The sequence below is a fragment of the Streptomyces sp. NBC_01288 genome (assembly GCF_035982055.1).
In the GTDB taxonomy this organism is placed as follows: domain Bacteria; phylum Actinomycetota; class Actinomycetes; order Streptomycetales; family Streptomycetaceae; genus Streptomyces.
The window spans coordinates 7,042,371-7,057,826 of sequence record NZ_CP108427.1 but is presented as its reverse complement, the minus strand read 5'-3'; the positions used below and the strand labels follow the sequence as shown (position 1 = coordinate 7,057,826).

Genomic DNA, 15,456 nt, shown 5'->3' with positions numbered 1-15,456 from the left:
CCGGTAGTCCGCCAGCGGATCGAAAGTCAAAGCTCGGCAAGCGAACACCGCCGGATGTTTTCACTTCTTGAAGGCAACGCTCTTCAGGCGCGGGATTATTCGCTCATACGAGCGGGTTGCGGCTCGCCTGTTTTCGATCGATGAACGATCAAGGGGTGGCACGCAGTGCCACCCCTTGGAGAAGTGCAGCCGCGCAAGATCCGCTCACCTGAGCGCCACCCCTATCAAAGGTGGCGAGAATCACGCTTCCACACCCGACCGGATTTCACCATCCGGACGCGTCTCGGGACGGAAACCCGGGCGTCACATGCCCAGCGCGAGCAGCCGTTCCTCGACCCGCTCCGGCGCGTACAGGTGCTCCACGACCAGCGCCCCCGCCCCCACCAGCCCGGCCCGCTCGCCGAGCCGCGAGGTCAGCACGTGCAGATGAGCGGTGGAGCGCGGCAGCGCCCGCTGGTACAGCAGCTCGCGTACGCCCGTGAGGAAGGAGGTGCCGGCCAGGTCTCCCGCGATCATCAGGACCCCGGGGTTGAGCAGCGTCACCACGGTCGCCAGGACGTCCCCGACCTGCCGTCCCGCCTCGCGGGCGAAGGCGGCGGCTCCCGGATGCCCGGACGCGAGCAGGTCCCGCACATCCGAGCCGGACGCCGCCGGCACCCCGGTCTCGGCCAGCCGTCGCGCCACGGCGCCACCGCTGGCGACGGCGGCGAGACAGCCGTAGGACCCGCAACGGCACAGCGCCTGCGCGCCCGCCGGGACGCGGATGTGGCCGATGTCGCCGGCGCCGCCGTCGATCCCCCGGAAGATGGAACCGCCGACGACCACTCCCGCGCCGATACCGGTGGACACCTTGACCAGGACGAAGGCCGAGCAGTCGGGGTGGCCGGTGCGCTGTTCGCCGTAGGCCATGAGGTTGGCGTCGTTGTCGACCAGGACCGGGACCCGGGGGGCGCCGGTGTGCTCGGTGAAGGCGCGGGCCAGGCGGCCTCTTATGTCGTAGGCGTCCCAGCCGGGCATCATCGGCGGCTGGACGACCCGGCCGGTCTCGCTGTCGACGGGCCCCGGGACGGCGAGACCGATCCCGCAGACCTCGGACGCCCGATGCCCGGCCTTCTCCAGCAACTCGGCGAACCAGCGGCCGAGTTCGCCGAGTACGGCGTCCGGGCCGTCCTCGATGACCAGCGTGCCGCCGTGCTCGGCGAGGATCTCGCCGGTGAGGGTGAGGACGCACGCGCGCGCGTGGCGGGTGTCCAGGTCCGCCGCGAGGACTACGGCGTGGGCGTCGTCGAACTCCAGCGTGATCGAGGGTCTGCCGCCCAGCGGGGAGTCCACCGGGCCGCCCGCGCCCTCGCGCAGCCAGCCCGCGCGGAAGAGCCGGTCCAGGCGCTGGCCGACGGTCGCGCGTGAGAGTCCGGTCACCTGTTGGAGGGCGCCGCGGGTCGTGGCGCGCCCGGTGCGTACCAGTTCGAGCAGATCGCCGGCGCTCGCTTGACCTCGTCCAGTCATGCGCACCCCCTTGTGTTTCTCAACCCTGCATTACATATTGAGTTTTGCGTGTTAAATAGACGTAACCCTACGGTAGCCATGACCGAACCGGTCGGCACGATGTGTTTCGTGGAGTCCCGAGTGGATCGCACTGCCCAGCTCACAGCCCTCCCCGTGGAACGCACCTTCGTATACGATCCGCCACCCTTGTCAGGTTCGCTGCACCTCAGGGCGGCTGCCGTACTGGAAGGGAACTGGACGGGTGCCTCAACCGTCCCCTCCCGCGGTCTGTATCCGCACCAGTGGTCCTGGGACTCCGCGTTCATCGCCATCGGTCTACGGCACCTCTCGCCGCTGCGGGCGCAGACGGAGCTGGAGACGCTGCTCGCCGCCCAGTGGGGCGACGGACGTATCCCGCACATCGTCTTCAACCCCTCCGTACCGCTCGACGCGTACTTCCCGAGCCCCGACTTCTGGCGCTCCTCGACCGCGGGACGCACCGCGGGCGCCCCGCGCACCGTACAGACCTCGGGCATCGTGCAGCCACCGGTCCACGCGCTGGCCGCGTGGCTGGTGCACTGCGCCGATCCGGGCCTCTCCCGCGCACGTGGCTTCCTCGCCGGTGTCTACCCCCGGCTGGCCGCCTGGCACCGCTATCTGCTGCACCGGCGGGACCTGGGCGGAGGCGGCCTCGCGTCGGTCGTGCACCCCTGGGAACAGGGTATGGACAACAGCCCTTGCTGGGACGCCCCGTTGGGCCGGATCACGCCGGCCCCGGCCCGTTCCTTCCGCCGCGCCGACCTCGACCACGGGGCCGCCGAGGACCGGCCTACGGACCTCGACTACGGCCGTTACGTGCGGCTCGCGACGGACTACCGGGACGGCGAATACGCCGACGGGGCAAGCGAGTTCGCGGTCGAGGACCCGTCCTTCAACGCCCTGCTGATCGCCTCCGAGCACGCACTGGCCCGTATCGCCCGGGAGTTGGGCGCGACGGGCACGGCCCGGCACGCACGCGCGGAGCGACTCACCGGGGTGCTGATCGAGCGGCTGTGGGACCCGGCGGAGGGCATGTTCTTCTGCCGCGACGTACGGGGCGAGGGGCTGATCCCCGAGCGCAGCGTCTCCGGCCTGATCCCGCTCCTCCTCCCCGACCTGCCCCGGGACATCACCACCGCCCTCGTCCGCACGGCGTCCGGCCAGCACTTCGGGCTCGGCGACACCACTCGACTCCCGCCCAGCTACGACCTGTTGGGCGAGGCGTTCGACCCGCACCGGTACTGGCGCGGGCCGGCCTGGTTCAACACGAGCTGGCTGCTGGAGCGCGGCCTGCGGCTGCACGGCGAGCGGGCGCGCGCGGACGCGCTCCGCACGGCGGTCCTGGAGACCGCCGCCGCCACCGACTTCGCCGAGTACGTCGACCCGTACGACGGCGAGGCGTGCGGCGCGACCGGCTTCAGCTGGACCGCCGCGCTGACCCTCGATCTGCTTCACGAGCCCCCCGGACACGGCGTGTCCGCCACGGGACTCGGCACGTTCGACATGAGTGACACACGTGACTGACACGGACGTCAGTGACACAGAAGTCAAGGTCGCCAAGAGACTCAAGGGAGGGGACCGGGGATGACGGACCGGCATCATCTGCTCGTGCACGGCGGGACGTTCGCAGCCGTGGGCGACGGCGGGGACATCAGCGGGGTACGGGGCGGCAGTTCCCCGGACGGGTTATTCGTGCGGGACGCCAGGCATCTGAGCCGCTGGCAGTTGACGGTCGACGGCGCGGTGCCGGAGGCACTGACGCCGGTGGCCGACGGGGACATGGCGCGCTGTGTCCTCGTCCCGCGCGGCGGCCGCCAGGAGCCGCCCGCACACACGCTCTTCCGTGAACAGGCCGTGGGCGACGGCGCGTTCGTCGAATCGCTGAAGGTGACCAGCAACCGCCCGGTCCCGACGACGGTCCGGCTCGCGGTCACCGCGGACGCCGACTTCACGGACCAGTTCGAACTCCGCTCCGACTACCGCACCTACGCGAAGACCGGCGCCACCCGCTCCCGCCAAGTCCTGGAGGACGGCGTGGAGTTCGCCTACCAGCGCGGCGAATGGCGTTCCTGTACGACGGTCACGGCCGAGCCCGCTCCCGACGGCGTCGAGGAGACCGGCACCGGCGCCCGCCGCATGGTGTGGACCCTGGACCTCGAACCGCACGGCACCGCCGAGTTGGCGCTCCGCGTGATGGCGCGCCCGCACGGCGACAAGCGCGCGCTGCGGGTACCGCGCTCACCGTCCGCCCTGAACGACCAACTCATCGCCCTGGAGGGCGAGTACGTCCAGGGCGTCTCCTTCCCCACCGGCTGGCCGGAGTTGGCGGCCGCCTGCGCCCGAGGCCTGTCGGACCTGGCCTCGCTCCAGGTCCCGGCGACGGGTCCGGACGGCGAGGAGCTGCGCGTACCGGCGGCGGGAGCCCCGTGGTTCCTGACCCTGCTGGGCAGGGACGCGCTCCTCACGTCCCTGTTCGCGCTCCCGTACCGCCCCCAACTGGCCGCGGCCACCCTCCCCGCCCTCGCCGCGACGCAGGCGACGGCCGTCGGCGCGGAGTCGGTGTCGCAGCCCGGCAAGATCGTGCACGAGGTGCGGCACGGCGAGTTGGCGCACTTCGGGCAGGTGCCGTACGGGCGTTACTACGGCTCGGTGGACGCGACCCCGCTGTTCCTGGTGCTGCTCGGCGCGTACGTGGAGCAGACCGGCGACACGACGCTGGCCCGCCGCCTGGAGCCCAACGCCCGTGCCGCGATCGGTTGGATGCTCGACCACGGCGGCCTGACCTCGCGCGGGTACCTGGTCTACCGCGCCGACCAGGGCGGCCTGGCCAACCAGAACTGGAAGGACTCCCCCGGCGCGATCTGCGGTGCCGACGGCACGCGGGCGAGCGGTCCGGTGATGGCGGCGGGGGCGCAGGGGTACGCGTACGACGCGCTGCGCCGCACGGCCCAACTCGCCCGCACGGTATGGGAGGACGAGACGTACGCGGCCCTGCTCGAACAGGCCGCGTCCGACCTCCGGGACCGTTTCCAGCGGGACTTCTGGATGCGGGAGCACTCCTTCCCGGCGCTGGCGCTGGACGGCGAGGGCCGGCAGGTCGACGCGCTGGCGTCGGACGCCGGGCATCTGCTCTGGTCGGGCCTGCTGGACAAGGAGTACGGCGAACTGGTCGGACGCAGGCTCCTGGCCCCGGACTTCTTCTCGGGCTGGGGAGTCCGCACCCTGGCGTCGGGCCAAGCGGCGTACCACCCGTTGTCGTACCACCGGGGTTCGGTCTGGCCGCACGACAACGCGCTGATCACGCTGGGCCTGGCCCGCTACGGCCTGCACGACGAGGCCCGTACGGTCGCGCACGCGCTGGTCGACGCGGCGACGGCGACCGGCCACCGCCTCCCGGAGGTCCTCGCGGGCTACGGCCGCGACACCCATCCGGAGCCGGTTCCGTACCCGCACGCGTGCGTACGGGAGTCCCGTTCGGCGGCGGCTCCATTGGCGCTGCTCACGGCGGTCGGGGGCGCGTGACACAACGGTGATAAGCCGTTTGCCGGGTGTTTGCCCAGTTCCGTGAACAGGGGCCCGAGGCAACTCGTACGGAAGAGCGGCGGTCCTGCCTCCCCAGTCGGACCGCCCCTCCACTCCGATCACGGGCCTCGCACGGAAGGACCTTCGGGTTGCCTCAGCACACGAGCACACGCCAGACACCGAATACGGCCGGGGCAGCCGATGGCGAGGTACTGCCGCCGGACACGAACGACGAACCGACGCCGAACCCGGGCGCCGCGATATCAACGCCGGAGGCGGCACCCGGGGCCTCCGACACCGGCCCCAACTCCGAGGCGGGCGCGGGGAGTTCCGCGGTTGGTGAGGGTGAGGCCGACGCGGGCGGTTCCCCCGTTGGCGAGGGCGAGGCCGACACTTCCGAAGTCACCGCGAGCGAGGCCAAGGCCGGTACTTCCACCGGCCCGGAGGCGGAGACAGAGGCCGGGCTTCGCGGGGGCGCGAAAACGCGGGCCAGCGCTTCAGCCGGCACCGGCAGCAAGACCGACGCCGTCACTTCCACAGGCGCGGAGACAGAAGCCGGGCTTCGCCGGGGTGCAGAAACACAGGCCAACACCTCGGCAGGCGCCGACGCCGTCACTGCTACGGACGCGGAGACGAAGGCCGAGCTTCTCGGGACGGCGAAAACGCAGGCCAACCCTTCGGCGAGCACCGGCAGCAAGGCCAAGGCCGACGCCTCCGCAGCTGCTGACACCGAGGCCGGCCTTTCCGCCGGCGCGGAGGCAGAGGCCGCCCTTCCGGCTGACGCTGCTGGCAAGCCCAAAACCAGAACCTCCACGGTCGCCGAGACGAAGGCCGAGCGCCTCGCGAGCGTCAAGAGCAAGGCCAGGCCTTCCGCCGGCGCCGCGACCAAGGCCCGCACCCTCACAGGCGCCAAGGCCAAGGCGGGTTCGCCCATGAGCGCCAAGACCGAAGGCGGCACTTCTACCGCCACTGAGACTGAGGCCGGTTCCCCTACGGCCGCCGAGACCGAAGCCGGTTCCCCTGCCGCCGCTGAGACCGAGGCCGCTTCCCCTGCGGGCGCTGAGACCAAGGCCACTTCCGCTGCGGGCGCTGAGACCGAGGCCACTTCCACTGCGGGCGCCAGGATCGAAGCCGGCACTTCTCCCACCGCCAAGACCGAGGCCGGTTCCTCTATCGCCGCCAAGAGCGAGGCCGGTTCCACTCCCGGAGCCAAGACCGAAACCCGCACTTCTCCCACCGCCAAAGCCGAGGCCGGTTCCCCTGTCGCCGCCAAGACCGAAGCCCGCACTTCTCCCACCGCCAAAGCCGAGGCCGGTTCCCCTGCCGCCGCCAAGACCGAAGCCGGCACTTCTCCCGCCTCCGGAACCGAGCGCGCCGAAGCCCCCGCGCCCGAACGGGCCGTAGAAGCACCGCTCGGAGCCACGGCGGAAGCCGCTCCCGGAACCGTGTCCGCCGCGACGCCCGACACCGCGTCCAGCACCGTGGAGTCCCCGGCAACCGGGGACTCCGACGCCACCACCCCCGAGGCCGCAGACACCGAAGCGCCCGCCCCCGAGGCCGCCGAGAACGCCACCGCGACCACCCCGGACACCGAAGCCGAAGCCGAACCCGACGCCCCAGCCACCGACGCGGACGCGGACGAGAACGCGGACACCTCAACCGAATCTGTCACGGCCCCCGGCACCGCCCCCGAAGCCTCCGAAACCCCCGACGAAGCCGCCACCCCCGACCCCACCGAAGCCACCACCCCCCGCCCCAACCGCCCCGGCCCCCGCACCTGGAGCAGCCGCCTAGGCCTCCGCCGCCGTATGCACGCATGGCGCGAAAGGCACCCCGTAGCCGCGGTCACGATCTCCTGGGTCGTCACCTTCCTCGCCGCCGTGCTCGTCTACGTCTGCCTCGAAATGCCCAACACGCTGGGGCAGTTGAGGCTGATGGAGTTCGCGCGGCTTCCGGCCGAGGCGATCATGGCGGCGGTGATTCTGCTGAGTCTGCCGCGGCGGGCCCGGATCATCGTGGCCGCGGGATTCGGCGCTCTCGTCGGGACCATCGCCGTGTTGAACATGTTCGACATGGGGTTCAACGAATACCTGGGCCGACACTTCAACATCATCCTGGACTGGAGCCTGTTCGGGGACGCCCGCGGGTATCTGAAGGACACCTTCGGCGGGACGGCCACGCAGGTCATCACGGTCGCCCTCATCGCCCTCATCGTCGTACTGATCGTCCTCGTCGCGCTGGCGACCGTCCGGCTCAGCAACGTCCTGGTGACCTACAAGCCCATCGCGACCAAGGGCACCCTGATCGCCGGCACGGTGTGGATCACCCTCACCGCGTTCGCGCTGGAGTTCCACGGCATCCCGCTCGCCGCCGACCACACCGCCGGCGTCATCAAGTACCAGGTGCGCGCGGTGCAGGAAACCCTGCGCGACGAGGCCGAGTTCAAGAAGGTCGCCAAGGTCGACGCCTTCGGCAACACCCCCGGCAGCCAACTCGTCCCGGACCTCCGCGGCAAGGACATGATCTTCACCTTCATCGAGAGCTACGGCCGTAGCGCGATCGAGGACCCGATCATGGCGCCCGGCGTCGACTCGACGCTCGCCGCCGACACCAAGGCCCTCTCGAAGGCGGGCTTCGCCGCGAAGAGCGGCTGGCTGACCTCGGCGACCTACGGCGGCAGCAGCTGGCTCGGCCACTCCACCACCATGTCGGGCCTGTGGGTCAGTAACCAGCAGCGCTACCGCACGGTGATGGCCAGCGACCACCTGAGCCTGACCGACGCCTTCAAGAAGACCGGCGACTACGACACCGTCGGCGTGATGCCGGGCATCCAGAAGGGCTGGCCCGAGCAGAGCTTCTACGGCCTCGACAAGGTCTACAACGCCTTCCAACTCGGCTACCAGGGACCGAAGTTCAGCTGGTCGACGATGCCCGACCAGTACGCGCTGGAGCAGTTCCAGAAGCAGGTGCACAGCAAGCCCCGCACCGACGGCAAGTCGCTGATGTCCCTGCTGATCCTGACCTCCAGCCACCAGCCCTGGGCACCGATCCCGAAGCTCGTCCCCTGGGACCAGCTGGGCAACGGTTCGATCTTCGACTCGATCGAGAAGGCCGGCAACAAGGCGTCCGGCGTCATCGCCGACACCACCAAGTCCCGCCAGGAGTACGGCAAGTCGATCCAGTACTCGGTGAACTCCCTCACCCAGTGGCTGGAGCGCTACGGCAACGACAACACCGTGCTCGTCTTCCTCGGCGACCACCAGCCGATCGCCCGCGTCAGCGGCAACCACGCCAGCCGTGACGTCCCGATCTCGATCGTCGCCAAGGACCCCAAGGTCCTTGAGAAGATCGACAGTTGGAACTGGACCGACGGCCTGCGCCCCGCGCACAAGGCCCCGGTGTGGAAGATGAGCGACTTCCGCGACAAGTTCCTCACGGCGTACGGCTCGACGCCCCACCCGAAGACGAACTAGCCGCCCGAGGTGTCGAGTTCGGCATCCTCGCTGATCCCCGCGCAGTCGTACGGGTCCTTCAGCCAACCGTCCGGCAACACCACCCGGTTGTTGCCGGACGTACGGCCGCGGGGCCCGTCGGCGCCTACGGGCCAGGGCTGGTTGAGGTCCAACTCGTCCAGCCCGGACCGGAGTTCCTCCAGCGACGACGTGATCGCGAGGCGCTTGCGCATCTCGCTCCCGACCGCGAAGCCCTTCAGATACCAGGCGACGTGCTTGCGGAAGTCGATGACTCCCCGCGCCTCGTCCCCGATCCACTCACCGAGCAGTGTCGCGTGCCGCACCATGACATCGGCAACCTCGCGCAACGACGGCTCCAGACCGCGTCCATCAGCGCCTCCGGCACGGGCCTGTTCACGTCCCTCGAAGGCTGCCACGAGGTCGGCGAACAGCCACGGACGCCCGAGGCATCCGCGCCCGACCACGACCCCGTCGCACCCGGTCTCCCGCACCATCCGCAGCGCGTCCTGCGCCGACCAGATGTCGCCGTTGCCGAGCACGGGGATCTCTGGCACATGCTCCTTCAGGCGCGCGATCGCGTCCCAGTCCGCCGTACCGCCGTAGTGCTGGGCGGCCGTGCGGCCGTGCAGCGCGATGGACGTGACGCCCTCCTCGACGGCGATGCGGCCGGCGTCGAGGAAGGTGATGTGGTCGTCGTCGATGCCCTTGCGCATCTTCATCGTGACGGGCAGGTCGCCGGCCCCGCTGACGGCCTCCTTCAGGATCGCCCGCAGCAGGTTCCGCTTGTACGGCAGCGCCGAGCCGCCGCCCTTGCGGGTGACCTTCGGCACGGGGCAGCCGAAGTTGAGGTCGATGTGGTCGGCGAGCCCCTCCTCCGCAATCATGCGGACGGCCTTGCCGACGGTCGCCGGGTCGACGCCGTACAGCTGGATCGAGCGAGGTGTCTCGGTCGCGTCGAAACGGATCAGCTGCATGGTCTTGTCGTTGCGCTCGACCAGCGCCCGAGTCGTGATCATCTCGCTGACGAACAGGCCCTTACCCCCGCTGAACTCCCTGCACAGGGTGCGGAAGGGCGCGTTGGTGATCCCGGCCATGGGGGCCAGGACGACGGGCGGCGAGACGGTGTGCGGGCCGACCTGCAAAGGAGTCACAGTCGGGGTCACAGCCGGGGACACGGGCGGGGAGACAGGCGCGGAGACGGGCGTGGACATTGCTCCATTGTCCCGTACCGCGTCAGGTGCTCGGCCGCGGGATCATGTATCGGTAATTAGTTAGCCGCACTATCGAGTTTGGCGTACGATGGTGCGCATGCCCGAGCTCAGCCACCGCCGCCGACAGCTGGTGCTCGCGATCTGCTGCATGAGTCTGCTGATCGTGAGCCTGGACGTGACCATCCTGAACGTCGCGCTGCCCGCGATGCAGACCGATCTGCACGCCTCGACCTCCGGTCTTCAGTGGACGATCGACGCGTACACCCTGGTCCTGGCCTCCCTGCTGATGCTGGCGGGCTCCACGGCCGACCGGATCGGCCGCAAACGGGTCTTCATCGCCGGCCTGGTGGTCTTCAGCCTCGGCTCGCTGCTCTGCTCCCTCGCGCCGGATCTGGACGCGCTGATCTGGTTCCGCATGATCCAGGCGGTCGGCGGCTCGATGCTCAACCCGGTCGCCATGTCGATCATCACCAACACCTTCACCGAGCCGCGCGAGCGTGCCCGGGCGATCGGTGTGTGGGGCGCGGTCGTCGGCATATCGATGGCCGCCGGTCCGCTGATCGGCGGGCTGCTCGTGGACTCGGTCGGCTGGCGCTCGATCTTCTGGATCAACCTGCCGGTGGGCCTGGCCGCGCTGCTGCTCACGCTGAAGTTCATCCCCGAGTCCCGCGCGCCCAAGGCCCGCCGTGCCGACCCGGTCGGCCAGCTCCTGGTGATCGCCCTGTTCGGCTCCCTGACGTACGCGATCATCGAGGCGCCGAGCGCCGGGTTCACCTCGATCCTGCCGTTCGCGATCCTCGCGCTGGCCGCCCTCGCCGGGCTCCTCTGGTATGAGCCGCGGCGCGACGAACCCCTCATCGACCTGCGCTTCTTCCGTTCGGCGCCCTTCAGTGGGGCGACGGTGATCGCCGTCAGCGCGTTCTCGGCGCTGGGTGGCTTCCTGTTCCTGTCCACGCTGTATCTGCAGAACGTGGTCGGTCTCGACGCGCTGCACGCCGGTCTGTGGATGCTGCCGATGGCTGTTCCCACGTTCCTCTGCGCGCCGATCTCCGGGCGGCTGGTCGGTAGTCGGGGGCCGCGGATATCCCTGCTGATCGCGGGGACGGCGATGACGGCGAGTGCGGTGATGTTCGCGGGGTTCGAGGCGGAGACGTCCGGGGTCTCGCGGTTCATCGGGTACGCGTTGTTCGGGATCGGGTTCGGTTTTGTGAACGCGCCGATCACGAATACGGCGGTGTCCGGGATGCCTCGGGCTCAGGCCGGGGTCGCGGCGGCGGTTGCTTCCACGAGTCGGCAGTTGGGGCAGACGCTGGGGGTTGCCGTGGTCGGGGCGGTGTTGGCTTCCGGGATCGGGGCGTCGTCGTACAAGGAGACGTTTGTTTCTGCGGCTCGGCCCGGGTGGTGGATCCTCGTTGCCTGCGGGTTGGCTGTGCTGGTGTTGGGGGCGGTGACGAGTGGGGCTTGGGCTCGGCGGACCGCTGAGCGTACGGCTGACAAGTTGTCGTCTGTTGAAGTACGCGAGGCTGCGCGTATCAGCGCTTAGTTTTGCGGCTGAAGGCGCGTGGGGCTGGTCGCGCCCGCGCGGCGGTAGCCGCACATCGGATACGGCCCCGCGCCCCTAAAGACAAAGGGCGTCTACCTCGCCTGTGCCAGTGCGTGCAGGCGCTCCAAGCGCTCCCTCGACTCCTCGTTCGCCGGGGCGTAGGTCACCATCCTCGGTCCCCTTGCCGGGCCCAGCCACAGGTCGGTGTGGTCGACCGTGATGCGGCCCACGTGGGTGTTGCGGAACTCCTTGCGGCGGGGGCTGGCGCCCATGACCTCGTGGCGGTCCCAGACCTCGCAGAACTCGGGGGACGTGCGCAGGCGCTTGAGGAGGGTCTTCCAGGTGGGGTCGGCGAGGTGGTCGGCCATCGAGCCCCGGAAGCGGGCGGCCATGAGGCGCTGGCTCTTCTCCAGGTGCACGATCGACGACTGCCACTCCTCGTGCGTGTAGGAGAGGATCATGCAGTTGCGGTCCTCGGGCGGTACCGCGTCCAGGTCGCAGAGCAGCATTCCGTAGGTGCGGTTGTAGGCGAGGATGTCGTACCGGCTGTTCTGGAGGCAGGCCGGGATCGGGTCCAACTGGTCCAGCATCGCCTGGAGGGCGGGCGTGACGACCGCGCAGCTCGTGGCCGGCTGGGGGTCGATCGCACCGGCCAGCTGGAAGAGGTGGGAGCGTTCGCTGCCGTCCAGGAACAGGGTGCGGGCGAGGGCGTCGAGGACCTGTACCGAGACCTGGATGTCCCGGGCCTGTTCGAGCCACGTGTACCAGGTGACCCCGACCGCGGCGAGCTGCGCGACCTCCTCGCGGCGCAGGCCGGGTGTGCGGCGCCGGGTGCCGCGCGGCAGGCCGACCTGCTCGGGGGCGATGTGCTCGCGGCGGTGGCGCAGGAACGCGGCGAGTTCATGCCGCCGGACCGTGGACGCGGTCTGCGGAGCGCCCCCCGGAGCACCGGCCACCTCGGTCACCGCGCCGACCGTCGCCCCCGTCACCGTCTCCTGTGCCATCGTCGTCATCGCTCCAGTCTGCCGCTCCGCGGAGCCTGTTTCCAGGTAGTCCTGCTACCAGGATAAGGACACTCTGGTACCAGTCTCGCAAGAGGCGCACGCTCGTCAGCGTGACCGAAACCATCGCTTCCCGCTCCGTCCGATCCCCGGCGGCGGCACCCGTGCTCAGCGGCCTCGGACTGTTCACGGTGCTGCTGGCCGCGGCGCTGCCCCTCATCGACTTCTTCATCGTGAACGTGGCCCTGCCGACCATCGGCAAGGACCTCTCGGCGAGCGAGGCCGTCCTCGAACTCGTCGTCGCCGGCTACGGAGTCTCGTACGCCGTGCTGCTCGTCCTCGGCGGAAGGCTCGGCGACCTGTTCGGGCGCAGGCGGCTGTTCCTGGGCGGGATGGCCGCGTTCGGTGTCACCTCGCTCGCGTGCGGGCTCGCGCCCACCGCGTGGACGCTGGTCGCGGCGCGGATCGCGCAGGGCGCGGCGTCCGCGGCGATGCTCCCGCAGGTCCTCGCCACCATCCAGTCCGCGACCCAGGGCCCGCGCCGCGCCAAGGCGATGGGCCTGTACGGCGCGACCGCCGGCCTCGCCATGGTCGCCGGCCAGATCCTCGGCGGGATCCTGGTCGCCGCGGACATCGCCGGTACCGGCTGGCGCGCGGTGTTCCTGGTGAACGTGCCGGTCGTCGTCATCGGCCTGTTCCTGGCCGCCAAGGTCGTACCGGAGACGCGTTCCCAGCACCCGGAGCCGGTGGACGTGCCCGGCACCTTCCTGCTCGGCGCGTCCCTGCTGGCACTGCTGGTCCCGCTGACCGAGGGCCGGGCGGCGGGCTGGCCGCTGTGGACGTGGCTGTCGCTGGCCGCGTTCCCTGGGCTCGCGTCGGCGTTCTACGCGGTGGAGCGCAGGGCGGACCGGCAGGGCCGTACGCCGCTGGTGCCGCCGAGTCTGCTGGCGCTGACCTCGCTGCGGCGCGGTCTTGTGATGATCCTTCCGTTCGCGATCGGCTTCAGCGGGTTCATGTTCGTGATCGCGGTGGCGTTGCAGAGCGGCGCGGGTCTCGGCCCGGTCGCGGCGGGCCTGGCGCTCGTCCCGCTGGCGGTGACCTTCTTCCTCGCCTCGCTCGCCGGGCCGCGCCTGGTGACCCGGTACGGCACGCGCGTCGTGACGGCCGGTTCGGTCATCCAGGCGGTGGGCCTCGGGCTGATCGTGCTGGCCGTGTTGCGTTCGTGGCCGCATCTCGGGTTCGTCGAACTGCTCCCCGGCGCGGCCGTCGCCGGTGCCGGTCAGGCGCTCCAACTCCCCATCATCTTCCGGATCATCCTGTCCGAGGTCCCGGCCGCCCGTGCCGGTGTGGGCGCCGGTGTCATGGTCACCACCCAGCAGTCCGCGCTGGCACTGGGCGTGGCCACCCTCGGCACCCTCTTCCTCTCCCTGGTCCCGGGGATGGGCATGCGGGACGCCCTGGCCATAACCCTGGTGGTGCAGTTGGCCGGGGTCGTCCTGACCGGCCTGCTCAGCCTGCGCCTGCCGCGCACCATCGGGTGACATATCGGATGACATGCCGGACGACACCCGGGATGTCATGTTCACAGCTTGGACAACTCGGCGTGAATTGAGCCCTGTTGATGTTGGTCTTGCTGCACACTCCTTGCCGGAGACTCCTGAACGGAGGCGAGGCGCATGTTGCAGATCAACACGAGCAAAGTGAGCCGCTGGGACCAGCACGGGCGGGAACATGTCGTCCGCGTGCAGCGCAAGGGCGCGCAGCGCACGATCGTGTGCGACACCTGCGGCTGGAAGAAGAACGCGCAGTTCCTGCCCTGGCTGAAGGCGGAGGAGCATCTGGCCGAGGAGCACCAGGCGACGGTGGACCCGACCGCCGACTGACCGGGGAGCGATGAGTTCGGGAGGCGAGGGGAGTCGTATCCGATATCCGATACGACTCCCCGGACCGGAAGGCCGACCGATGAGCTCTCTCCACGACACCCTGCGGCGACGCGTCGACGACGGCACCGTGCCGGGGGCGGTGGGCCTGGTGGCCCGCGGCGACGACGTCGAGGTGGTCGCCGTCGGCTCCGTCGACGTCGAGGGCACCGCCCCGATGGCCCGCGACTCGATCTTCCGGGTCGCCTCGGTCAGCAAGCCGGTCACGGCGGCGGCGGTGCTGGCGCTGGTGGAGGACGGGCGGCTCGCGCTGGACGCCCCGGTGGCGGAGTGGCTGCCGGAGCTGGCGAAGCCGACGGTGGTCCGCACGCCCTCCTCGCCGGTCGAGGACGTCGTGCCCGCGGACCGCCCCATCACCGTCGAGGACCTGCTGAGTTTCCGGGCCGGCTGGGGCTTCCCGGACGACTTCTTCCTGTCGGCCGTCCAGGCGCTGCTCGCGTTCCAGCAGGACGGCCGCGCCCCCTACCTCCAACCGGGCCCCGACGAGTGGCTCACCGCCCTGTCCCGGATCCCGATGGTGCGCCAGCCGGGCGCCGCGTGGCTCTACAACACCTGCTCGGACATCCAGGGCGTCCTGGTCGCCCGCGCCTCGGGCACGTCCTTCCCCGACTTCCTGGCGGAGCGGTTCTTCGGGCCGCTGGGCATGCCGGACACCGGGTTCGCGGTGCCGGAGTCGAAGCGGGCCCGCTTCACCACCGCCTACACCCCGGGCGAGCTGGGCGCCCTGGAACGGGCCGACACCCCGGACGGCGGTTTCAGCCGGCCCCCGGCCTTCCCCTCGGGCGCCGGCGGCCTGGTCTCGACGGCCGACGACCTGCTGGCCTTCGGCCGGATGCTCGCGAACGCCGGCGCGGCTCCGGACGGCACCCCGGTCCTCTCCCCCACCTCCGTGAGCCGCATGACCACCAACCACCTCACCGCGGCCCAGCGCGAGGCCGCCACCCTCTTCCTGGAGGGCCAGGGCTGGGGCTACGGCGGCCAGGTCGACGTCGCTCCGGTCGACCCGTGGAACGTCCCCGGCCGCTACGGCTGGGTCGGCGGCACCGGCACGGCGGCCCACGTGGTCCCGCCCACGGGCACGGTGACGGTCCTGCTGACCCAGGTGGCGATGACCAGCCCGACACCGACACCGCTGATGCGGGAGTTCTGGGGGTGCGCGGCAATCGGTTAGACCCCGGGCGACCAAGCAAAGGGCAACCGACGGACGAGTGGGCCGAGGGCCGTACGGCTGGACCGACGACG

Annotated in this window: 10 protein-coding genes; 7 read left to right on the top strand and 3 right to left on the bottom strand. The window is 70.6% G+C overall.

What is annotated here, in order from left to right:
* Nucleotides 1–303: 303 nt before the first annotated feature.
* Nucleotides 304–1,506 carry an ROK family protein gene (locus OG194_RS31975; protein WP_327404242.1) on the bottom strand — a complete coding sequence of 401 codons (1,203 nt, stop codon included), beginning with the start codon at nt 1,504–1,506 and terminating at the stop codon, nt 304–306.
* Nucleotides 1,507–1,626: 120 nt separating this feature from the next.
* Here OG194_RS31975 and OG194_RS31970 point away from each other — a divergent pair, with 120 nt between their 5' ends.
* From OG194_RS31970 to OG194_RS31960, 3 genes are all read left to right on the top strand, one after another.
* Nucleotides 1,627–3,048, top strand: a complete 1,422-nt coding sequence (locus tag OG194_RS31970; RefSeq protein ID WP_327404241.1) for an MGH1-like glycoside hydrolase domain-containing protein — start codon at nt 1,627–1,629, stop codon at nt 3,046–3,048.
* Nucleotides 3,049–3,108: 60 nt separating this feature from the next.
* On the top strand, nt 3,109–5,046 hold the full coding sequence (locus OG194_RS31965; protein WP_327404240.1) for an amylo-alpha-1,6-glucosidase: 1,938 nt from the start codon (nt 3,109–3,111) through the stop codon (nt 5,044–5,046).
* Nucleotides 5,047–6,854: 1,808 nt separating this feature from the next.
* Nucleotides 6,855–8,519, top strand: a complete 1,665-nt coding sequence (locus OG194_RS31960; protein WP_327407277.1) for a sulfatase-like hydrolase/transferase — start codon at nt 6,855–6,857, stop codon at nt 8,517–8,519.
* Here the strand turns inward: OG194_RS31960 and dusB are convergent.
* Nucleotides 8,516–9,730, bottom strand: a complete 1,215-nt coding sequence (dusB, locus tag OG194_RS31955) for a tRNA dihydrouridine synthase DusB (protein ID WP_327404239.1) — start codon at nt 9,728–9,730, stop codon at nt 8,516–8,518. The genes OG194_RS31960 and dusB overlap by 4 nt on opposite strands.
* A 97-nt stretch (nt 9,731–9,827) precedes the next feature.
* On the opposite strand from dusB, the gene OG194_RS31950 reads away from it, so the two are divergent.
* Complete coding sequence (locus OG194_RS31950; RefSeq protein WP_327404238.1) at nt 9,828–11,273, top strand: MFS transporter; 1,446 nt, start codon at nt 9,828–9,830, stop codon at nt 11,271–11,273.
* A 92-nt stretch (nt 11,274–11,365) separates the two neighbouring features.
* On the opposite strand, the gene OG194_RS31945 is transcribed toward OG194_RS31950, so the two are convergent.
* A complete protein-coding gene (locus OG194_RS31945) occupies nt 11,366–12,286 on the bottom strand; it encodes a helix-turn-helix transcriptional regulator (RefSeq protein WP_327404237.1) in 921 nt (306 codons plus the stop codon).
* A 101-nt stretch (nt 12,287–12,387) separates the two neighbouring features.
* Here OG194_RS31945 and OG194_RS31940 point away from each other — a divergent pair, with 101 nt between their 5' ends.
* From OG194_RS31940 to OG194_RS31930, 3 genes are all read left to right on the top strand, one after another.
* On the top strand, nt 12,388–13,815 hold the full coding sequence (locus tag OG194_RS31940) for an MFS transporter (RefSeq protein WP_327404236.1): 1,428 nt from the start codon (nt 12,388–12,390) through the stop codon (nt 13,813–13,815).
* Between the two features lie 135 nt (nt 13,816–13,950).
* A complete protein-coding gene (locus OG194_RS31935; protein ID WP_327404235.1) occupies nt 13,951–14,157 on the top strand; it encodes a hypothetical protein in 207 nt (68 codons plus the stop codon).
* A gap of 79 nt (nt 14,158–14,236) precedes the next feature.
* Entirely contained in the window at nt 14,237–15,385 is a 1,149-nt protein-coding gene (locus OG194_RS31930; RefSeq protein ID WP_327404234.1) for a serine hydrolase domain-containing protein, read from the top strand.
* The last annotated feature ends 71 nt before the right edge of the window (nt 15,386–15,456 follow it).